This window comes from Longibacter salinarum (genome assembly GCF_002554795.1).
Lineage (GTDB): Bacteria > Bacteroidota > Rhodothermia > Rhodothermales > Salinibacteraceae > Longibacter > Longibacter salinarum.
In genome coordinates, this window is record NZ_PDEQ01000002.1 from 404519 (window position 1) to 426911 (window position 22393).

Sequence of the window (22393 nt, forward strand, 5' to 3'; positions counted from 1 at the left end):
GGCGGACGTTTTGCGAGGAAAAAGGCGAGCGCAAATGGATGCGAAATCAGGCCGACCGGTCGACACAGATAAGGACGCCTTCATCCGGGCGCAACGGGACGATGCCGCTTACCGCCTCGTCCTGTCGTCCATATCGTGTGCTGACCTTGATTTTACCATGCACACCTTCTGCTAACGACCAGGTGCGGGTTTCGCCTGTAAAATTCAGAACGACGACGAACCGATCGGCATCGTCGGTTGAGGCACTGCGAGCGTAGGCAAACACACCGTCTGGAGCGTCGAAGGACCGGTAGCTGCCCGCGTGGAGCGCCGGATGCTTCCGCCGAAGCCGAATCAAACGCTTCGTCAGTGACAGCATCGACGCGGGTTGATCTCGCTGGACCTCCACGTTGACAACGTCCTCCTTGGGCCCGACGGGCAGCCATGGTTCGGCGTCCGGCGGGCAAAACCCGGCATGGAGCGCCGGAGACCACTGCATCGGGGTACGTGCGGGATCGCGGCCAAGGCCGATATCTGGAGTTTTGAGCTCCCACGGGTCTTGGATCATCCCCGGCGGGATGCGTCCATCCAGCATGCCGAGTTCATCGCCGTAGTAAAGGGTTGGCGTTCCCCGGAGCGTGAGCAGGAGCATGTATCCGACGCGAGCCTGGCCCGGCCCGACGCGAGCGGCCAGTCGGTGCTGGTCGTGATTGCCGAGCACATAGTTCGGCCACCCCGATTCCGGCACGTGCCGCTCGTATGCGTCGACGTGCTGCTGCACGGCTTCGGCCGTCCATTCCGAGTGGATCAGGTTGAAATTGAACGGGAGGTGATATTCGTTTGCGTCCTCCCCGTAGAACGCGGTTAGCCGATCCACGGGAAGGGTGACTTCACCGATCAACACGCGGTCATCGTACTCGTCCACGACGTCCCGCAGCATGCGACCGACGACGTGCGCATCGGGGAGATTCTTGGTATACGTCTCCTGCAGTTTCTCATACGGATCCATTCCCGGCTTCCATTCCGGGTTTGGCGGATTGTCTCGCCACTGCGGAGCCACTTTTGCCCGATACGCCACGTCGACGCGGAACCCGTCGACTCCACGATCCATCCAGAAGCGGAGCACGTCGAGCATGGCATTCCGGAGATCCTCGTTGCCCCAGTTCAGGTCGGGCTGTTCCGCAAGGTAGGTGTGCAGGTAGTACTGCCCGGTTGGTTCGTCGAACTCCCAGGCTGACCCCCCTCCGAAGCGACTCACCCAGTTCGTCGGGGGACCACCGTCCGGGCCGGGGTCTTTCCAGAAGTACCAGTCTCGCTTCGGGTTGTCCCGTGAGCTGCGCGACTCTTGAAACCACGGATGTTGATCCGAGCTGTGGTTCACGACATAGTCGAGAATCACCTTCAGGCCAAGGTCGTGCGCCGTCTCGATCAAGCGGTCCGCGTCGTCCAGCGTACCGAAGAGTTCGTGGACATCGGTGTAGTCGGCAACGTCGTACCCAAAATCCGCCATCGGGGATAGATAGATGGGCGAAATCCAGACAGCATCCACGCCAAGCTGAGCGAGGTACGGAAGCCGGTCGGTAATCCCGGGCAGATCTCCGACGCCATCACCATTGGTGTCCTGAAAGCTGCGCGGGTAGACCTGGTACACGATGCCGTGTCTCCACCAGTCGGACATGTGGTCTCTGAGGTCGGGTGTTAGGATGGACGGAAGTCACGAACGTACGAAGAAACGGCGTCGAGAAAAAGAGGCCGAGGTTGTCGTCACGAAACGTGGACAGTGCAACGACATGTGCGACGAGAGAAATGGCGAACGCGACGCAGATTCCCTGTATCACGAAGACGTAGCCGCGAAGTCTAGGCGGCCTTTTTCGGTCGACATTTCCCGTTGGCCCACATGTGAAGATGTAGCATGCGCCACATGCACGGCCTGAACAATTACGATTCCGTCCATATTTCCATGAGGCAATGGTGTCGTTCTACGGTTGAATGTCATACGCCGCTAGCTTCCTGGTGAAAGCACTTGGGTGGCTACGGCTTCTTCCTTCTAAATGACTCTGCGCCATGAATAATACAGTCAACGGCGATCTGCCAGACGTGAACGGTGATGTTCAGAGAGCTGAACATTCGCTGACGGGCGACACCGGCCGGCCGCACGTTGTCGTCATCGGTGCGGGATTCGCTGGGTTGGATGTTGCGAAAGAGCTGACCGACACGGAGTGCGACGTCACGCTCGTCGATCGAAACAACTACCACAAATTCCAGCCTCTGTTGTATGAAGTCGCGATGGCGGGGCTAGAGCCGGACGACATCGCGCACAACGTGCGTCACATTTTCCAGGACGCTGACAACGTCACCTTTCGGCTCGGCACGGTCTGCGGAATTGATGCGGACGGGCAAAGGGTCGAGATCCGCGGTTCCGATCCGATTGCCTACGATTACCTCGTGATGGCGGCGGGAGCGGTGAGCAATGACTTCGGCATTGATGGCGTGAAGGAGCACGGTTTTCCGCTCAAGAACGTCCCGGATGCGGTGAGCCTCCGCAATCACGTTTTGCGGCAGTTCGAACGGTATGACCGTAATCCGAACGCGGTGGAGGAGGGGGCTCTCAACTTTGTCATTGTGGGCGGAGGGCCGACCGGCGTGGAGATGGCGGGCGCGCTCGTCGAACTTTTCGATACGCTGAACGAGGATTTTCAGTCATTCGACACGCGCGAGGTCGCTCGCTGCATCCTGCTTGAAATGGAAGATCACCTTCTACCGCCGTATGAGCCATCACTGCGGCAGTACACGCGAAAAGTGCTGGAGCGTCGCGGCGTGGAGGTGCGGACGGGTACCGTCGTGGACCGCGTGACAGAGAAAGCTGTGATGCTCAAGGACGGGACGCGCATTCCGACGCAGACGCTCGTCTGGGCAGCGGGCGTTCAGGCCAGCCCGGTTGCTGGCTTTGTCGATGCAGCGCATGCGCGCGACGGGCGGCTCATCGTGAATCCAGACCTGAGCGTGGCCGACCGACCGAACGTATTTGCCGTCGGCGACATGGCGGCAATGAAAGATGAAGAGGACAGCGACTCATTCTATCCCCAGCTCGCGCAGGTGGCCATGCAATCCGGACGGCACGCGGCGCGGCAGATTCTGAACCGAATTCGGGAGCGCGAGACGGAAGCGTTTTCCTACACCGACCTCGGACAGATGGCGACGATCGGGCGCAATGCAGCGGTCGCCGAGTTGCCCGGTGGAATCAAGCTTAAAGGCTTTCTGGCCTGGGTCATCTGGGTCTTCATCCATATCGCCAAGCTGGTCGGCTTTCGAAATCGACTCAGCGCCTTCATCAACTGGGGCTACAACTACTTTACGTACAGCCGCTCGGCCCGTCTCATCCTCGACATGGTCCCGATTGACGACGACATTCCCCTGGAGGTCGAAGAAGTCGACCAGAAAATCCGACAACGGCTCAAGGAGGTTGAGGCGTAGACGGCGGGATCGGCTTATTGGTATTGCGGAGGCTATTCAGCGGATGGGGAATTCACGACGGGATCGACTCCGCATCCAGGACGTGCGATTATATTCCATCGCTCGCCTCCCGCCTTTTGAACGACCGCTTAGATGTTTACCCGCGACCTGATTCCGTTTGCATTCGTTTGCGCCCTTGGTTTCGCGTTGTTTGGGACGGGGTGTGATGATGGAAAAGGGACCCCGCCGGACGTGCCCACCGGTCGATTCGAGGTCCGAGTCGAAGGGGCGATGGATCGGACCTTTACAGGGGAGGCTCGCTATCGACTGGTAGATGGTGATCTTGCGGGGTTCGAACTCGTGATCGATTCCACAAGCGGCCTTTCGATCGATGTGGAAAAGGGGCCGATTCGTCGCAAGACGTATCAGGTGGTGGAGTGGCAACTCATGCAGGTGGAACGACCCGGCGGTCCACCGGGAGCCATGGCGTTTCTCGAAACCCCGGACGCGGCCTTTGAGGCAAGGAATGGAACCATCCAGGTGACGTACACCGGAGAGGAGGCAATTGGAGGAAAATTGAGTCTGACGATGGAGGGATCCCGCGAAGGCGTACCCGAGGACACGCACTCGATTCGTGCGGAAGGTGAATGGACCGCGACGCAGTTGCTGGTAGATTAGGTGAAGAAGTGGTCTGTCATTCGGCGATTGCGGGCGTAGAAGCAGTAAGTGAGCATTTTATGTCCTCGGGCACTTGACAAACCACGTCCGTTCCCCGTACCGTTAAAAGCACCATGACGACCCAAACCGTCCATACCACCCGTGCCCGACGACGCGCTCGACGTGAGCGACGTATTCGCACCCGTATGGACGGAATCGACGCGCTGGGCACCATGGCATAAACGTTAGCAAAACGTACTGACCAGGGAACGCCCTTCCCTCTTTGAGACAGGCGTTGGTTCCGACAGGAGCCGACGCCGTTTTGCGTTTGTGTGGCTCCTATAGGTTTCGCGCTCCTCAGGCCTTCTTGTCGCTCGCCACGCAACCGCACGCTCTCATGTCTATCATTCTCGCATTCAGCGGAGGACTCGACACGTCCTTCTGCGTCCCATATCTGAAGGAAACGTACGATACGCCGGTCCACACGGTCACGGTGGACACCGGCGGGCTGCGACCGGGCGATGCAGAGGCGATTGTACAGCGTGCAGAAGACCTCGGCGCAGCGAGTCACTCCCTTGTCGATGGTAAGGCGGCGCTCTACGAGGATCACCTCTCTTATCTCATTCAGGGCAATGTCAAGCGCGGGGGCGTCTACCCTCTGTGCGTGGGACCCGAGCGGGTCGTTCAGGCACGGGTGATGGTGCAGGCCGCCGCTGAACTCGGTGCCACCGCCATCGCGCACGGCTCCACCGGCGCCGGCAACGACCAGGTCCGGTTTGACGTCGCCACGCAGATCCTGAGCCGGGCGATGCTGGGGAAAGAGCTCGACGTGCTCGCTCCCGTTCGGTCTCTCGGGCTCACCCGGGAAGCTTCCACGGCCTACCTGGAGGAACGGGGATTCGACGTTCCCTCCTCGACGACCGACTATTCCATCAACCGGGGGCTCTGGGGCACGACCGTGGGTGGGGCGGAGACGCTCACGACGCACGGACCGCTACCCGACAGCGCCTATCCCGACACCACGGCACCGAAAGACGCGCCGGACGAGCCACTCACACTGAAGATTTCTTTCGAGAAGGGGTTGCCCGTCGCCGTCAATGGAGAAGCGATGGACGGCGTCTCGCTCGTTGAGCATCTGAACGAGGTGGGAGGTCAGCACGGGGTCGGGCGGGACATCCACGTCGGCGACACCATTCTCGGCATCAAAGGGCGGGTCGGATTCGAAGCACCCGCCGCGGAGATCCTCATCACCGCCCACCGGGAGCTGGAGAAACTCGTGCTCTCGAAGTGGCAGCAGGTCAAGAAAGATGAGCTCGCGCAGTTCTACGGGATGCTTTTGCACGAAGCGCAGTACTTCGATCCGGTCATGCGCGACATCGAGGCGCATCTCACATCGTCGCAAGAGACCGTCGACGGGACGGTGACTCTGGAACTCTACAAAGGCGTTGCCCGCGTCCTCGGGGCGGATAGTTCGAACTCGCTCTTCAACGCCTCCCTCGCCACGTACGGGGAGGAAAATGCGCTCTGGGATGGGCGCGACGCGGAGGGGTTCACCCGACTTGCCGGGGTTCAGTCGCTATTGGCGGCGGAGGTCCACTCGTCTTCCACATCGCCCTCGGGTGGCGACGGGGCGCTGGCGCCGCTCGCAAAGGCCGAGCCGCGATAGGTTCGAAGCCGCCCGCCCGCACTGATACCTCCCCGACGCCTGACTTTTCCCGTTATGCCCCTCCACGCGATGAACGACGCTGCCCGTACCAGCACAACCTCCATTCAGCCGGACCTGATTGCCTCCAGCACAGCTCGATGCCAGCTTGGCCCCGACATCGAAATCTCGCCCTACGTCGTCGCCGAAGCCGGTTACACCGTGGCGGTTCGGGCGCTGGAAGAAAAAACGCACTACAACCAGGTCGAGTGCTGTGACGGAAGCTTCCGAACGATCCGAAAGGGTGACGTCATCATCGGCGTGCTCGGCGAGCGGCAGGCGCTGAAAGGCTACAGTGGTGAGATTCCCCGGCATGTGGAGGCGGGAGACACGCTGCACGTGCTCAACCTGGGTGGCATCATCGGGCACTGTGCCTCCGCGCTGCCCGATCTCGGTCCGGCGCTGCGGGTGGAGGTGCTCGGTGCCCCGGTGGTTCACCGAAACGACCGAACGGTCCATGCCCGCATCCAGGACGGTGCACTGGAGCCGAAGCACACGCTGACGGACTCGGTGCCGCTGGTGATGGTCAGCGGAACAGCGATGAACACCGGCAAGACGATGGCCGCGTGCCGTCTCGTGCAGGGCCTGACGGAGAGCGGCTACTCGGTGGCGGCGGCGAAGCTGACCGGCGCCTCGCTCATGCGAGATGTGCGGAAGATGAAGTCGCACGGCGCGACGAATGTCGCCACGTTCACCGATGCCGGGGTCGTCTGCTCGACGAAGGGAGACATGGCGCCGGTGGCGAAGGGGATCGTCCATCACCTGAATCAGGCGGCGCCCGACGTCATCGTGCTCGAGTTGGGGGACGGTTTTATCGGATACTACGGCGTCGACGATCTGCTCTCGGATCGCGAACTCCAGCATCACACGGCTGCACACGTCGTCGCCGCGACGGATCTCGCCGGGGCGTGGGCGGCAGAGCGCATGTTCTTCGAGCGCTACCGGGCGCCGATTACGGCGATAACAGGTCCGGTGACTGATAACGCCGTCGGCCGCCGCTATATCCAGACGCAGCTGGGCATTTCCGCCATGAACGCCCTTCAGCAACCGAACAAGCTGACTGCTGCCGTCCGCGCCACGCTCGACGGTGCCGCGAGCCCGGTGGTAGCCGGGTCGGCGCACGTTGCCCAGGATGCAGCGTGACCTCCGGTCGCACCGCGCACAGGACATTCCGCTCCCCCACGTTTTTGATCTCCATGTCGCATTCCATTGCCCTCCTTCACGGCGCCGGTTACGTCGGCGGTGAACTCGTGAAGCTTCTCCATTCCCATCCGAACCTCGACCTCGCGGCGATAACGAGTCGCACCTACGCCGGTGAGCCGGTATATCAGGCGCACCCGGCGCTGCGAGGACAGGTGAATCTGTCGTTCTCCGATCCTACAGATCTCGACCTGAGCGACGTGGATGCTGTGGTGGTGGCAGCCGAGCACGGTCGCGGAATGCATCTCGTGCCGCAGCTCCTGGCGTCCGGGTTTGCCGGTCCCATCGTTGACCTCAGCGCGGACTTCCGGTTGAGCTCGCCCGCCATGTACACCGAGTGGTACGAGGAAACCCACGTCGCGCCGGACCTGATCGACGCCTTCGTCTACGGCCTCCCGGAGCTCAACGCGCCGTACGCGTCCGAAACCAAACTCATCGCGAACCCCGGATGCTACGCGACCGGTCTCGCGCTGGCTCTCGCTCCGCTCGCAGCGCAGAACGTGAAGCTTAGCGCTCACGTCACCGCATGCACTGGGGCGTCGGGGTCCGGCGCGTCTCCCTCCGCTGCCACGCACTTTCCCGATCGCGACGGAAACGTTCGAGCGTACAGCGTCCTCTCGCACCGGCACACGGCCGAAGTGCAGCAGTCGGTTGGCGAGCACATCGACCTGTCGTTCGTGCCGGTCAGCGGACCGTGGACGCGCGGCATCTGGGGCACGATTCACCTCTCATGGCCGGCGGCGACTGCGGAAGCTGAGGTGTCTGAGTGGTTCGCCGCGGCCTACGCGGATGCGCCCTGCGTCCGCCTCTCCGCTGGTTCGTTGCCCGAACTGCGGCCGGTGGTCGGCACCCCGTTCATGGACATCGGATGGCATGTTTTGGGCGAGAAACTGGTCGTCGGGTTTGCGCTGGACAATCTGCTGAAGGGGGCGGCGAGCCAGGCGATTCAGAACCTGAATCTGCTCCTGGGACTCCCGGAAACTGCCGGCTTGCTTGCCTCACCGTCCGCGATGCCGTCCCACAAACTCGCCGTCTCTGCAGGGTGAACTCGCACCGTGCGAATGGCCCCCAAGATCTCATTTTGATGACCGAACTCATGACGACTGACGAAACGATTGCCGTCGAACAGGCGCTCGAAATTCCGACTTACAGCAAGATGCCGATGGCGCTGGTGCGAGGCGACGGTTCTTACGTGTACGACACGGAGGGAAACGCCTACCTCGACTTCTACGGAGGCCACTGCGTCTGCATCCTCGGTCACTGTCCTCCACGCGTGGTGAAGGCCATCCAGAAGCAGGCGGGCGAGCTCCTGTTTTACTCGAACGTCGCGCATAGCCCGATTCGGGCGGCGGCGGCTCAGTCCGTCGTCGAACTCGCGCCCGACGGACTCGGCAACGTCTTTTTCGCCAACTCCGGCTCGGAAGCAAACGAGACGGCCCTGAAGCTTGCGCGCAAATACACCGGTCGCTCCGGTGCCGTGGCGATCAGCGGGGGCTTTCATGGTCGAACCCTCGGCGCGCTCGCGACGACCCACAAGTCTATGTACCGCGAGCCGTACCTCGACGTGCTGCCGGAGACGCACTTCGCACCGTACGGCGATATCGATGCGATCGCCGATCTCCTCGCGTCGGGAGAGATCGCGGCCGTCATTCTCGAGGCCATCCAGAGCATCGCCGGCATGCGCATGGCCTCTACTTCCTTCATGCAGGAGCTTCGCGAGCTGTGCACGGAGCACGGCACGATGCTGATTCTGGACGAGGTGCAGACGGGCGTCGGTCGCACCGGGACGTTCTCGATCAGCGAGCACTATGGCATCACCCCCGACCTGATTACCATGGCGAAGAGCCTGGGAGCCGGCGTGCCGGTCAGTGCGGTGCTCGTGCATGACGACATCGCCGAGACAGTCGAGTCCGGCGATCAGGGTTCGACGTTCGGCGGTGGAATGCTGGCGATGGCAGCCGTGAAGGCCACGCTGGATCAAATCGTCGACGAGCGTCTGATGTCGCGCGCCGAAGAGATCCACTCCCGTCTGGCCGACGCGCTCGGTTCATCCGTCGCGGAGCTGCGAGGGAAAGGCTGTTTGATCGGCCTCAAGCTGGATCAGCCGGTCGCGCCGGTGATCGAGGCCCTTCGCGACCACGGTGTTCTCGTGGGAGGGTCGGTAGACCCGCACGTGATGCGTCTCATGCCGCCGCTCACGACGACGGATGCCGAGATCGAGGTCTTCGCCTCGGCCCTCACCGCTGCCCTCGACACCGTCGCCGATCTGGAGGTCGCCTGAGCGCCCTTCGTCAAGCGACCCCGGTCTTCTTCACGTTCCGATCGAACGATCAAAATGACTCCCTCCACTGCATTGTCCCATTCGTCCGCCTTTTCCAAAGAGGCACCTGCAACCATTCACTCGCTACACGAGAGCAAGAAGCAGCGACATGTCCTCAGCATCGGCGACCTCGACGATGCGACCTGGCGCCATGTCATCGATTCGGCGATCATCTACAAGAAAGCAGGGGTCCCGAGCAAGCCGATTGCGAGCGGGAAAAGTCTCGGGCTGGTTTTCCTGAATCCGTCGCTACGCACGCGGACGTCGATGGAGCTCGCGGCCCAGCGCCTCGGGGCCAACGTCACAACGCTGACGCCGGGACAGGACGCCTGGCAGCTGGCCTTCGGCGACGGCGTCGTCATGGACGGCGTGGAGGCCGAGCACGTGCGCGATGCGTTCGCCGTGCTATCGCGCTATGTGGATGCCCTCGGCGTGCGGGTGTTTGCCTCGGGGACGGATCATGAGAAGGACGTTGCCGACGTGATGATGAAGGAAATCGCCGACGCCGCGACGGTGCCCGTGATTAACCTCGAGTCCGCGATGCATCATCCGTGTCAGGCGCTCGCCGACGCCGCCGTGATGGCCGATCACTTCGACGGAAAGGCCGCCGGGAAGAAATTTGTGCTCACCTGGACGCATCATCCGAAGGCCTTGCCGATGGCGGTGCCGAACTCGGCTCTCCTCGCTGCGGCGCGGTCCGGCATGCACGTCACGGTCGCGCGGCCGGATTCCCATGTGCTGGAGTCCTCCGTGATGGACACGGCATCGACCCTCGCCGAAACGCACGGCGGTAGTGTCATGGAGAGTAGCGATATGGACGCCGCGATCGAAGGAGCCGATGTCGTCTACGCGAAAGCGTGGGGCGGACCGATGACCTACACGGACCCGGAGAAAGAGGCATCGCTCCGCACGTCGCTGTCAGACTGGCGGGTCACGGCCGAGCACATGGCATCCACGCGAAACGGTCGGTTCATGCACTGCCTGCCGGTGCGTCGCAACGTGGTGGTCGATGATGCCGTGCTCGATGGGCCGCAGGCGATGCACATCGATCAGGCGGAATATCGTCTTCACGCACAGCAGGCGCTCCTGGAGCACGTGTTCGACTGCTGACACGTGCCGGAGCGATGAGAGCGTTTTTCTTCCCCATAGAACGTTGTGACCATGAAGGCAGATGACTCAGATTCCTCCCCCTCGGAGGCCGGAGTGACCGTCGTAAAGATTAGCGGCACCCTGCTGGATCAGCCGGCAGACCTGGACGCATTCTGGCGTTCCGTCGCAAATCTCGCGGACAGCGGACCGCTCGTGCTCGTGCACGGCGGGGGAAAGCAGGCCACGGCGCTCGCCGAACGGCTGGGACATACGCCGACGGTGGTGCAGGGGCGTCGCGTGACCACCGACCTCGACCTCGACATCGTGCAGTGGGCGCTCTGCGGGAAAATCAACACCCAGCTGGTCGCCGCCGCGAAGCAGCACGGCCTGCGTGCGGTCGGCCTCTCCGGCGCCGACGACTCGATGCTTCAGGTGGAGAAGCGTCCGGCCTGGACGGTGGACGGGGAGCAGGTAGACTTCGGCTGGGTGGGCGATGTCGTCGGGGTCGATCCCGACGTCCTGCATCATCTCGTGGCGTCTGGCCGCGTGCCCGTCGTGGCTCCGCTCGGTATCGATGACGCCGGTCAGGTTTACAACGTCAATGCGGACACCGTCGCGCAGAACATCGCCGCAGCGCTCGGGGCGTCGAAGCTGCTTCTGGTGACAGCATCCGGTGGCGTCCGGCGCGAGGCCGAGTCAGCGGAAACACACCTCGACACCTGCGACGCCGACATGGTGGCGACGGGCATCGCGGAAGGCTGGATCGAGGGCGGCATGCGCGTGAAAGTTGAAACCGCCCTCGCTGCTCTCGACAGCGGTGTCCGGGAAGCATTTATCTGCGCCGCGAACGACCTTCTGGCCCGCTCGCATGCAACTCAGGTCGTTGCTTGAAACCCCATTTCGGTACGCCACTCCTTCCCGCTTGATTTCACCTGACAATGCCTCTTCCCACCGTTCCATCTTCGACGGATCAGCAGACCGATCCCGTCGACCTGCTCCGCTCATTGATAGCCATTCCCTCGCTCAGCGGGGAGGAAGGCCCGGCTGCGGACTTGATCGAGCACGTCGGGCGCAGTGCCGGAGTTGATGTCTGGCGAAAAGACGACAACGTAGTGCTTTCGGTTGGCGAGGGGGAGAACGTCTTGCTTCTCAACTCGCACCTCGACGTGGTGCCGCCGTCCGACGGGCACCACTACGCGCCGTTCGATCCGGTGGTGAAGGACGGATGGCTCTTCGGGCGCGGCAGCGTCGACGCGAAGGCAAGCGGAGCAGCGATGATGTCCGCTCTTCTAGAGGCGGCTTCCTCCGGATCGATGCCAGCAAATGGGCAACTCATGGTTGCACTCACGGCCTGCGAGGAGGGCGGAGGGATGTACAACGGACTCCAGGATATTCGCCCCGACGTGCCGGAGCCGGCCGCGGTGGTTATCGGCGAACCGACGGGCCTCATTCCGTGCGTGGCGCAGAAGGGCCTGCTCATTTTGAAAATCCACGCGCACGGGACATCCGCTCACGCCGGGCGGCCGCACCTCGGCGTCAACGCAATCACGCGAGCGGCAACAGCGGTTCAGGAGATCGAGCAGCTCATTCTGGAGAAGGAAGATCCTCATCTCGGCGCCCCGACGGTTACCGTGACCACGATCGAGGGCGGGAGTGCGAGAAATGCCGTTCCCGAGCACTGCGTGTTTGCTGTCGACATCCGTACAACACCGGCTTACACGCACACGGAGATTATCGACAGGGTGCGGTCGGCGCTGCAGCCGTATGACGGCGTCGAGGTCGAGGTCTACAGCAACCGTTTCGTGCCGTGCGCCACGCCGGAGAACGCTCCGATCCGGCAAGTGGCGATCGACGCCTCCTCGGCGCTGCACGGAGAAGCGGTCGTCCCATTCGGGTCGCCTACCGCCTCCGACTGGATCTTCGTCCAAGACCTTCCCGCCGTCAAGCTGGGGCCGGGCGACAGCAACCGTTCGCACACCGCGGACGAGCGAATCCGCGTGTCGGATGTCCACAGCGCGCAGCGACTCTACCTCAATCTCGCCCGCACGTATTTCGAGCGGACTGCAGCGTAGCTCAACTGCCCCGCCGAACCGCGTCCCAACCTCTTTACTGCACCGCATACCATGCCGAATCTGTGGGAAAAGTCCACGACCGATGCTGCTACCGCGACGACCGCGCCCGACGACTGGGTCATGCGCTTCACCGTGGGAGACGACTATCTGTGGGATCGTGTGCTGCTGCCGTATGACGTCACGGCGACGCGCGGTCACATCTGGGGGCTCAAGAAAATCGGTGTTCTATCGGAGAAGGAGTACGCTGATGTCGAAGACGCACTCGACGACGTGATGGCCGCGTTTGAGTCCGGCACGATCACCGTCACCCCTTCGGACGAGGACAGCCACACCGTCATCGAAAACGAACTGACGGAGAGGCTCGGCAGCGTCGGGGAAAAGATTCACGCGGGGCGCTCCCGAAACGATCAGGTGCTCGCGGCCCTCCGGCTGTACCTTCAGGATGCGATCCAGCACATCGGTCGGCAGGTCGGGGGACTGGTGGACGCGCTGTGCGGTCTGGCGGAGAGGCATCCGGATACGCTGATGCCCGGCTACACGCACCTGCAGCGCGCCATGCCGTCGACCGTGGCGCTGTGGGCGCTCGGTTATGCTGAGACGCTGGTGAGTGATCTCGACGGGTTGCGGCACGTACGCGAACAGGTTAACGTCTCGCCGCTGGGAAGCGCGGCGGGCTACGGTGTCCCGCATCTGGACCTGCCGCGCGAAGAGGTGGCCGAGCGCCTCGGCTTTCGCGCTGTGCAGACGCACGTGACGAGTGTGCAGCTGAGCCGGGGGAAGCACGAGATGGCAGTGGTTCACGCCCTCGTCCAGATGATCGGCACCGTCAACCGACTGGCGTCGGACCTCATCCTGTACGCGACGAGCGAGTTTGGCTTCGTCGATCTTCCGGATGCGCACTGCACCGGGTCGAGCATCATGCCGCAGAAGAAGAATCCGGACGTGCTGGAGCTGTCGCGAGGGGCATACGCGGGGCTCGTGGGCGAACTGCAGAGCCTGGCTGTGCAGCCGGCGAACCTGCCGGGCGGGTACCACCGTGATTTGCAGCGCACGAAGGGCGCGCTGATGCGGAGTTTGCAGCAGAGCCGGGACGTCCTCGATGCTGTTACCGCCGTGGTCGAGGGCGTGACGTTCCAGAGGGAGCGAACCGAAGCCGCGTGTACGCCGGACCTTATGGCAACGCACCGTGCGCTGGAGCAGGTCGCGGAGGGCGTCTCGTTCCGGACGGCGTACCGGGAGGCGGCGGTCGATCTGAACGGAGCGGCCTCGCTCGACCCCGCGGACGTGCTGGCGACGTACGCGACACCCGGCTCCCTGGGGCGGGAGCGGCCGCAGGTTGTGCGGGTGATGCTGGACCAGCAGGAATGGCTGGAAAGGGTTGAAAGTGGGAAAGGGTGAAGGTATGAAAGTGTAAAGGTCGGAATGGGGGGCGCGAGCGCAGAAGCCTTCCCGTGACAGCGGCGCACGGCCGTGCGCCGGTAAATTCATGGGCCTCTATCGGATCGCCAGCGTTTCAACGTGAGGAGAAAGTTTCGTTGAACCCGCGGGTGGGTGTTGCCGCAGGCGAACCGACTGTAAAGCTGCTGCGTAACGGAAAAGCTATTACCTGCAGAGGTCTTTGCACGGGAGTAGCTTTGCGTCCCCTGTGAGTGACCACGGTTTCGACACATTGCCCCGCCAGTGCGGGCCGATGTCGAGTCCGCGCTGCTCTCTGGATGCATTCTTTTGCCAGCCCTTTCATTTGTGTGTCGGAGGCGACGCATGGTCAACGAAATCCTTCCGCTCATCCGTGAGCACGACCGGTTCTTTATCATCACCCACATCCGCCCGGACGGCGATGCATTGGGATCGCAGATCGCGCTCGGTCTCTTTCTCGAGAAAATGGGGAAGCAGGTCGCGATGATTAACAGCGATTCCCCACCGTACAACCTTGATTGGCTTCCGGGCTCGGAGAAGGTGGAGGTATACGACGGGGCGCTGTCTCAACGAGAAGCGATTCTCGAGGCGGATGTCGCGTTCGTGCTCGACACCAATGATGAAGATCGGCTGGGACATCTCGGGTCGACCGTTCGGAAGACCGACGCCGTCAAGGTGCTGATCGATCACCACATGGAGCCGGAGAAGTGGTTCGATGTGCCGTTTGTCCGCAACACGGCAGCAGCAACGGGGTCGTTGGTCTACGAAATTATTGATGCGCTGGACCCGTCGCTCATCGACGCGGATATCGCCACGGCGTTGTACACAGCGATCATGACGGACACCGGTTCGTTCCGCTACAGTCACGTCACGCCCGACCTGCACCGCATGATCGCTGACATTCTGGAGCGCGGAGAGATCGAACCCGCACCGATCCACGAGAATATTTTCGACCGGAAGTCAATGCCGGGGCTGCGCCTGCTCGGTCGGATGCTCAATCGGATTCGCACGCGCCACAACGGGCAAGTTGCCTACTCCGTCGTGACGCAGCGGATGGTGGATGACACGGGAGCAAGCTGGGACGACAAGGACGGCTTTGTCAACTATATCTTGTCGATCGACGGCGTGAAGGCGGCTCTTCTCTTCTCTGAGGTAAGCGATGGGGCGAAGATAAGCTTCCGATCTGAGGCCGACACGCGCGTCGATGAGTGGGCGCGCGCCTTCGACGGAGGGGGGCACCGAAACGCATCCGGCGCATACGTCAAGCGTCCGTCGTTTGAGGACGTCATCGAAGACGTGATGGACGTGGCCGATCGGTACATCGATATCGATCCGCCCCACAATCTCGGCGATGGCCTGTCAGCGGAAGACGCGTCCTACCTGGAAACCATGATGAAGGCCCGGTCTGGCGATAAGTAGCCGCTGTTTCGACATACTCTCTCACGCACCCGACCCGTTCGCATGACCGTTACCGTCGCGACTGATTCTCCGGCCGAATTATCTGCTGACCTTCTTCTGGTTCCTCTTCCGTCGGAGCGATCCGACGAGGTGCTGAGCGAACTGGAATCTCATCTGGGACAGGCCGCACGCCGCGCCGCGGATGACTTTGACGGGAAGGCAGGAGAATCTCTCCGGGTTTACGCCGATGTGGCGGCGGGTCGCGTCGTGTTCATCGGGACCGGGGATGCTGTGGCCGACGAAGACGAGGTGACGGAGACGCTCCGTCAGGCTGCGGCAGCAGGAGCCGCTGAGGCACAGAGCCTGAAAGCCGAAAGGGTTGCGGTCCTGCTTCCGCACGTGTTTGGAGATGCCAAGGCAGCCCCCGCCTTTTCTGAGTTTCGGGCCGCGCAGGCGATGGCAGAAGGCTTCACGCTTGGCTCGTACCGGTTCACGCAGTACAAGACCGATGACGAGAAGGCACCGAGCATTTCAAATTTAACGTTTCACGTGTCATCGACGGACGATGCGGACAGCGTTCAGCAGGGGGCGACGCGTGGCGTGCATCTGGCCGATGCGACCTGTTTTGCTCGCGACCTGGTCAACCTCTCCCCGAACGACAAGACCGCGCCGCTTTTCGCCGATCGGATTGCGGCGTCCGGCGAGGAACACGGATACAGCGTTGAGATCTGGGACCTCGAGCGCATCCAGAAGGAAGGCTTCGGGGGGCTGCTGGCCGTCAATCTCGGTTCGATCGAGCCGCCAACGTTCTCCGTTCTCGAACACAAACCCGATGACGCGACGAACGAGAAACCAGTCGTCCTCGTCGGCAAAGGAGTCGTATTCGATACGGGCGGGCTCTCGCTCAAGGACACGAAAGGCTCGATGGACCTCATGAAGTCCGATATGGCCGGCGCAGCAGCGGTCGTGGGAGCCTTCGAAGCACTCGCCGATCTAGATGTGCAGCTGCACGTGATTGGCTTAATCCCGGCGACCGATAACCGTCCCGGAGAGAATGCTTATGTCCCGGGCGACGTGATCACGATGCATTCTGGAACGAGCGTCGAGGTCCTGAATACCGACGCGGAGGGTCGTCTCTTGCTTGCGGACGGACTCTCATACGCGAAACGATTCGACCCTGAACTCGTGATCGATCTTGCCACCTTGACCGGAGCGCAAGTCGTTGCTCTGGGGGGCGAGGCTGCAGCGGTCATGACCAGCGAAACCGACGGTTCGGCCGAGCATCTCTACGCCATACAGCGCGCGGGAGAGCGGAGCGGCGAACGGGTCCATCCACTACCGATGTACGCGTCCTATAAAAAGCAACTGGAATCTTCCGTTGCCGATATCAAGAACGTCGGCGGCCGGGAAGCAGGATGCATCACGGCAGGAAAATTCCTTGAGCACTTTGTCGACTACCCCTGGATGCACATCGACCTTGCCGGTCCTGCATTTCTTTCTTCCGCGAAATCGTACCGCCCTGTGGGAGGGACCGGATTCGGCGTCCGCTTGCTGCTATCGTACCTCGAACAATACGCGACGACGCGCGGCTGACGGTTCAATTCTACCGCGCCATGCAAATCGTATGCGTTATCGGGCATACATTGGGCTACGATCGGGTGGGCACGGCGCTTGCACGACATATCCGCCCGCGCAGCTCTGAGTGATCCTGCTCTCTGCTCGGCGACCGGCATCGGTCTGTATTCCACCGCTCCGGCGTTCTCTGACCTCGTGTTTGCACCTCGAACGACCCTTTTCTCTATGCCGATACAGCGACCAACGTATCAGCGCCCCGACCCCTCGGATGCTCCCAACGGGGAGCGGACTCGCCTGGCGATTACGCTGGGGGACCCCAATGGCATCGGCCCGGAGGTGTTGCTTAAATGTCTGCATGACCCGGAACTGACCACAACCATGGCGCCGATCGTGATCGGGTCGCCCCACGTACTGCGTGTACATGCGGACACGCTCGGCTATTCTGATCTCCCGATTCATTCAGTCACTGAGATTCCAGAGGACGTCCCGGAAACCGGCGTTACGGTTCTTGATGTGACCGAGGGCGAACCGTCGGAGGTGCAGTTTGGTGAGGTTACCGAACAGGGAGGAACCCTTGCGATGAAAGCGGTCGACCGCGCCGTGGACGCCTGCATGAGCGGGGACGTTGCGGCCATGGTGACCGCGCCGATTTCAAAGGACGCCATTGCTCAGGCTGGATATGACGTGCCGGGGCACACGGAGTTTATCTCGCAAAAAGTCGGCGGGTACGAACCCACGATGATGATGGTAGCCGGAACGCTTCGCGTCGGTCTGGTTACCGCTCACATTCCGATTTCACAGGTCGCGGAGGGTATCACCCAGAAAGCCATTCGCACGAAGCTCGACGTGATGGTGGAGTCGCTGGTTCAGGACTTTGCTATTCCCGAACCGCGCGTGGCGGTGCTGGGGCTGAACCCACATGCCGGTGACGGCGGCGTCCTGGGCTCGGAGGAACAGGAAATCGTCGAGCCGACCGTGAATGCGGCTCGTGCGGATGGGTTGAACGTCCACGGCCCGCTGGCGGCAGACGGGTACTTTGCCACGCAGCTCAACCAGGGGTACGATGCCGTGCTGGCGATGTACCACGATCAGGGTCTGGTGCCGTTCAAGGCGCTGGCGTTCGACCGGGGCGTCAACTACACGGCGGGACTTCCGATTGTGCGGACCTCGCCGGATCACGGCACGGCGTACGGTATCGCCGGGCGCGGTATGGCCCTGCCCGGCTCCATGCGAAGCGCCATCGAGGAAGCCGTCGCAATTGCTCGCCATCGCGCAGCGAAAATGACGGTTTGACACGTCAGACATACAACATGTTAGCATCGACACCGGGAGCTCCTCCATCGGGAGCTCCCGTTTTTATATGGTGGAGCGGAGAGAGTGGACGACGAAATGGTCCTGGCCGCACGGTCTGAACATATGGCGTGGTCGGTGCTTCTGCGTTACCTTTCTGGGGGAAATAGCGGCGTAAATACATGCAGGTGCTGAAGAAAACGACTCATCCTGCCTTTCTTACCGCCACTCGGTGGAGCTTCGGTTTCGGTTGTAGATCCTCAGACATGTTTATCAATGTTGACCACCCGGTTGCTGACGCTTTCACGATGGATGACGCTTCTTTTTATACTGTTCGCCGTCGCGGGAGTGGGCTGCCGCTCCACGGGACCGCTGACCGTATCTGCCCCGATGCTTGCGGACGTGAACGATGCCATGGCAGGCGAGACCGTCCGACTCTATAAATCAGGGACCCAGACGTACAGGAAGGTGTCTCAAGTAACCCTTTCGGCCGACTCGATGTACTTCGTCGACGGTCCGCAGTACATGCGCGGTGGTCATGATCGGCCCATGGAGCAGATCGCCATCGGACGCGTGGACTCCCTGCGGATCAAATATGCCGGAGGCGGAGGCGTTGTCGGAGGACTCGTAGGGACGGTACCGGGGGCCTTTCTTGCTCTTGACGCCGCGGCGGCCGGGCGGGAATGCGAAACAATTTACTGTGGTATCTCGACCGCGATGGGGCAGGCGATCGGCATTGGACTCGCCGTCATCGGGCTCGGCGTCGGCGCGATCATTGGCAATGCCGTGGACGACGACGTGCAGACGGTGTACAGGTGGCCGGTCGAGGACTATCTGGAATAGGCGGAGTCGGGCACCCCGTCCACTGCCGCCCGATTCGCACGTGATCATGTACATCGAACGACTGGCGCTGGATCGTGGCTAACCCGTACGACGCACTTGCTGAGGTATACGACGCAGCCATGGCACACGTCGACTATGATAGATGGGCGCGCTACGTTCATCAATGCCTGCAGGTACACGGGGACGAGGTGATCTCCGTGCTCGAGCTGGGAGGTGGGACCGGCTCGCTAGCACGACGACTTCAGCCGCTCGGCAACTACGAGTACGTTCTTACGGACGGGGCAGCGGCCATGGTCGAGCAGGCACGGGCAAAGCTGGACGCAGCGAACATGCCGGCGACGTGTGCGACGGCGGGGTTTACGACTGTTACGCTCGCTGGACTGGAGCGGCGAGAACCGTTTGATGCTGTCGTACTTGTCTACGATGGCCTGAACTACCTCACGGAAACGGAGGAGGTTCGAGCCTGTCTTGAGCGTGTGAAAGGCCTTCTCCGCGAGGGAGGCATTGCAGTGATCGACCATGCGACGCCGGCGAACTCCGAGGACCACGAGCGGGAGTTCTTCGATCGAGGTACCGTGCACGGAATGACCTACTCGCGCCACTCCGAATACGACGCAGACACAGGGCTTCACCGGACGACATTCGACGTCGTTAAGCAAGGCCGCCACTTTCACGAGGAGCACGTTCAGCGGACCTACGCGCCGCATACGATCGCGGATCTGATTTCAGGCAGTGATCTCAAGGTAGAAGCCGCCTACGACGCATTCAGCTTCGACTCGGCTCATGATCGCAGTCACCGGGTCCATTGGGTATTGCGAAAGGGGACGTGACACGCGCATCCGGACGCGAGCCGACGGTCTGGTCGACACCGTCGAATGAGACGATCCAGATTCGAATTGAGCTTTCGTGTGTCAGGCTTGATCGTGGAACGGAAAATCCCGACCTTGGTGGCGCTGATCCAATGCCGCTACGTTAGCGCCTCCTCGAAGCAGTTCGTTTTTTCCTGCCGTCCGGCTCCCCACCCCGTTCGATGATTAGTTTTAATAATGTCTCCGTGTCGTTCGATCTTCCGAACGGAGAGTCCCGAACCGTCGTCGAGAATGTGTCGATGGATCTCGATCGGTCCGACATGGCGTACCTGATTGGGCCCACCGGCAGCGGCAAGAGCACCCTTCTCCGCCTGCTGTACATGGACCGGTTCCCTGACGAGGGCGTCGCGCAGATTGGCGATTATCGGTCGGATTTGATCGATCGCAGCGAAATCCCGTATCTGCGTCGCTCGATCGGCGTCGTATTTCAGGACTTCCAACTCCTCCCGGATCGAAGCGCCTACGATAACGTCGCGTTCGCGCTCTATGCGACCGGGAAGAAACGATCCGAAGTGAAGTCGCGCACGATGAAGGCTCTAACACGTGTCGGCCTGAATCACAAGCGCAGCAACTTTCCCCACGAGCTTTCTGGTGGAGAACAGCAAAGAGTCGTCATCGCACGGGCCATTGCAAACGATCCGTGGGTTCTGCTGGCGGATGAGCCAACCGGGAATCTCGATCCGGTGGTTGCCGACGAAATCCAGGAACTGCTCGTTAGCCTTCATCGGCAAGGGATGACGCTGATGATGGCAACCCACGATTATCGCCTCGTGAAGAAATATCCGGCGCGAACGTTTGCCTTGATGAATCGGCAACTCATCGAGATCGATCCGGAGTCGCTGTAGCATCGTACTGCATTTCCAATCGGTCGATGTTCGTGGCACCGGACCGGTATGATCCTGCGTCTTAACGCGAGCATGCGTCATGCAGGTGTTGCTTCGTTGCCTAACAGAAGCCGTATGTGCGCCCGACGTCATTTACAAGACGGTAGCGGTAGACGATGATGAATCGAATCCTGGATCCGGCCGTGCGGCTGTACGACTGGATGGATCAGCGCTGGGAGGGCGCGCGGACTCGTCGGAGTGTGGGGAATGTTCTTTTGCTCAGCTTTTTTGTCTCGCTGATCGTGATCGAGCTGAGCCGGCAGGGGCTTGTCCCTGGCGTAATGGGGACGCGGATTCCCACAAATCATTTCTACGCGATTGATGTCGCGTTCACGCTCTTCCTCGTCGTCGAGGTGGTGGGGCTTGTGTTCGGACTTGCGACCAGCGTCGCGGACGCGCTCGGCAAACAGTTTGAGATCTTCTCGCTGATCTTGCTGCGGCAGTCGTTCAAAGAGCTCGTTCATTTCTCTGAGCCGATCCAGTGGGGGCTCGACTCCACTACCGGGTTCCTGGGCCTGCCTGAGGCGGTCCTTTACGTGGTTGTCGATGCGACCGGAGCGCTGCTCATCTTTGCGATCATCTCGGTCTATTACCGGATGCAGCAGCACCGTCCGATCACAGACACCGAGGCGGAGCAGGCTCGCTTCGTGGCGGCGAAGAAGCTGCTCTCCGTCACCCTTCTCGCGATCCTTGGGGGACTTGTCGTGGTGACTGCGGTCGACTTCGTGATCCACGGACGCGCTCTGGCGTTCTTCGACACGTTCTATACGATCCTCATCTTCAGTGACGTGTTGATCGTGTTGATCTCGCTGCGCTACAGCGCAACGTACCACGTGGTCTTCCGGAATTCGGCCTTTGCCGCCGCTACCGTCATGATTCGGCTTGCTCTAGCCGGGCCGCGCGTTGTAGATGCCGCGCTGGGAATTATCGCTGCAGGCTTTGCTGTTGGGCTCACGGCAGCGTACAACCGAGTTGCACCCGCACTCGAGCAATCTCGCAAGCGGAATGTGGCCCGAAAAGGGCTCGGCGAAGAGACGGGGGCGCCACCGCCTCCGGGAGAGCTGGAGCACGAAGCTACGTCCGGTACGAAAGATGACATAACCGAGCCCGATCTGCAGGGCCATGGCGGCGAGGAGTCGCTCGATTCATGATCGCCGCGACCCGTGCGAGGTCACCGGGATTCCCCGACGGGCTGTTGATTGATCTAGCCGGGTTCTGCCCCGGCAAGGCTGGGCCACCGCAAATGACTCGGTGTGACGCGACGCTTGCACCAACCCTCTCCGTTTCCTACATTACAAAGATGTAATCGGCGAGCGCTCTCACGCCCGCCTTATCAACGAACGTCTTGTTATGAGTCTACTGGCGGTTCTTTGTCGACACATGTTTGTGGGCGAGGTCTTCCCCGATCGTTCCACGATTCGAGCCGTCTATAATAATACTGAATCCAAATGACGTTGTCCGGATGCTGTGTCTCGGCCGCAGGGGATGGTTCGGTCGAGAAAGGGTAAAAAGGCGTCGCTGGGAACGATCCATGCTTGTTTCTGCGGTTTGAATCACCCGGGCGAACGAAGCAGACCCCGACATTAGAATTTGGATTTGGTATAACACGTTCTCTTTCTGCCCTCGACGCATCTGAATTCGTCAGA

General features: G+C 61.5%; 18 protein-coding genes. 17 read left to right on the forward strand and 1 reads right to left on the reverse strand.

From position 1 onward, the window contains the following. Window positions 1-46 precede the first annotated feature (46 nt). Window positions 47-1657, reverse strand: coding sequence for an alpha-amylase family glycosyl hydrolase (locus CRI94_RS05140; protein ID WP_098074593.1), 1611 nt, complete (start codon window positions 1655-1657; stop codon window positions 47-49). Window positions 1658-2043: 386 nt separating this feature from the next. Here CRI94_RS05140 and CRI94_RS05145 point away from each other — a divergent pair, with 386 nt between their 5' ends. From CRI94_RS05145 to CRI94_RS05225, 17 genes are all read left to right on the forward strand, one after another. Continuing rightward, complete coding sequence (locus tag CRI94_RS05145) at window positions 2044-3453, forward strand: NAD(P)/FAD-dependent oxidoreductase (RefSeq protein WP_098074594.1); 1410 nt, start codon at window positions 2044-2046, stop codon at window positions 3451-3453. Window positions 3454-3585: 132 nt separating this feature from the next. Beyond that, window positions 3586-4110 (forward strand): hypothetical protein, encoded by a 525-nt coding sequence (locus tag CRI94_RS05150; RefSeq protein WP_098074595.1) that lies wholly within the window; start codon window positions 3586-3588, stop codon window positions 4108-4110. Between the two features lie 376 nt (window positions 4111-4486). Beyond that, window positions 4487-5755, forward strand: a complete 1269-nt coding sequence (gene argG, locus CRI94_RS05155) for an argininosuccinate synthase (protein ID WP_098074596.1) — start codon at window positions 4487-4489, stop codon at window positions 5753-5755. Between the two features lie 54 nt (window positions 5756-5809). Next, a complete protein-coding gene (locus CRI94_RS05160) occupies window positions 5810-6934 on the forward strand; it encodes a hypothetical protein (RefSeq protein ID WP_098074597.1) in 1125 nt (374 codons plus the stop codon). Window positions 6935-6987: 53 nt separating this feature from the next. After that, a complete protein-coding gene (gene argC / locus CRI94_RS05165) occupies window positions 6988-8037 on the forward strand; it encodes an N-acetyl-gamma-glutamyl-phosphate reductase (protein WP_245846080.1) in 1050 nt (349 codons plus the stop codon). 50 nt (window positions 8038-8087) lie between these two features. Continuing rightward, the gene (locus tag CRI94_RS05170) at window positions 8088-9272 is read left to right on the forward strand and encodes an aspartate aminotransferase family protein (protein ID WP_098074844.1); all 1185 of its coding nucleotides are present in this window, start codon (window positions 8088-8090) and stop codon (window positions 9270-9272) included. A 54-nt stretch (window positions 9273-9326) separates the two neighbouring features. Next, a complete protein-coding gene (locus CRI94_RS05175; protein ID WP_098074598.1) occupies window positions 9327-10421 on the forward strand; it encodes an N-acetylornithine carbamoyltransferase in 1095 nt (364 codons plus the stop codon). Window positions 10422-10472: 51 nt separating this feature from the next. Further along, on the forward strand, window positions 10473-11291 hold the full coding sequence (gene argB, locus CRI94_RS05180; RefSeq protein WP_098074599.1) for an acetylglutamate kinase: 819 nt from the start codon (window positions 10473-10475) through the stop codon (window positions 11289-11291). A 47-nt stretch (window positions 11292-11338) separates the two neighbouring features. Next, window positions 11339-12472, forward strand: a complete 1134-nt coding sequence (locus tag CRI94_RS05185; RefSeq protein ID WP_098074600.1) for a M20/M25/M40 family metallo-hydrolase — start codon at window positions 11339-11341, stop codon at window positions 12470-12472. 51 nt (window positions 12473-12523) lie between these two features. After that, window positions 12524-13870, forward strand: a complete 1347-nt coding sequence (argH, locus tag CRI94_RS05190) for an argininosuccinate lyase (RefSeq protein WP_098074601.1) — start codon at window positions 12524-12526, stop codon at window positions 13868-13870. 363 nt (window positions 13871-14233) lie between these two features. Beyond that, entirely contained in the window at window positions 14234-15307 is a 1074-nt protein-coding gene (locus CRI94_RS05195; protein ID WP_098074602.1) for a DHH family phosphoesterase, read from the forward strand. 42 nt (window positions 15308-15349) lie between these two features. Then, on the forward strand, window positions 15350-16879 hold the full coding sequence (locus tag CRI94_RS05200; protein ID WP_098074603.1) for a leucyl aminopeptidase: 1530 nt from the start codon (window positions 15350-15352) through the stop codon (window positions 16877-16879). A 207-nt stretch (window positions 16880-17086) separates the two neighbouring features. After that, window positions 17087-18154, forward strand: coding sequence for a 4-hydroxythreonine-4-phosphate dehydrogenase PdxA (gene pdxA / locus CRI94_RS05205; RefSeq protein WP_098074845.1), 1068 nt, complete (start codon window positions 17087-17089; stop codon window positions 18152-18154). 309 nt (window positions 18155-18463) lie between these two features. Continuing rightward, complete coding sequence (locus tag CRI94_RS05210) at window positions 18464-18994, forward strand: hypothetical protein (protein ID WP_098074604.1); 531 nt, start codon at window positions 18464-18466, stop codon at window positions 18992-18994. 74 nt (window positions 18995-19068) lie between these two features. Then, on the forward strand, window positions 19069-19824 hold the full coding sequence (locus CRI94_RS05215) for a class I SAM-dependent DNA methyltransferase (protein WP_098074605.1): 756 nt from the start codon (window positions 19069-19071) through the stop codon (window positions 19822-19824). Between the two features lie 200 nt (window positions 19825-20024). Beyond that, the gene (locus CRI94_RS05220; protein WP_098074606.1) at window positions 20025-20708 is read left to right on the forward strand and encodes a cell division ATP-binding protein FtsE; all 684 of its coding nucleotides are present in this window, start codon (window positions 20025-20027) and stop codon (window positions 20706-20708) included. 155 nt (window positions 20709-20863) lie between these two features. Next, complete coding sequence (locus CRI94_RS05225) at window positions 20864-21898, forward strand: hypothetical protein (RefSeq protein ID WP_179862171.1); 1035 nt, start codon at window positions 20864-20866, stop codon at window positions 21896-21898. Window positions 21899-22393 lie beyond the last annotated feature (495 nt).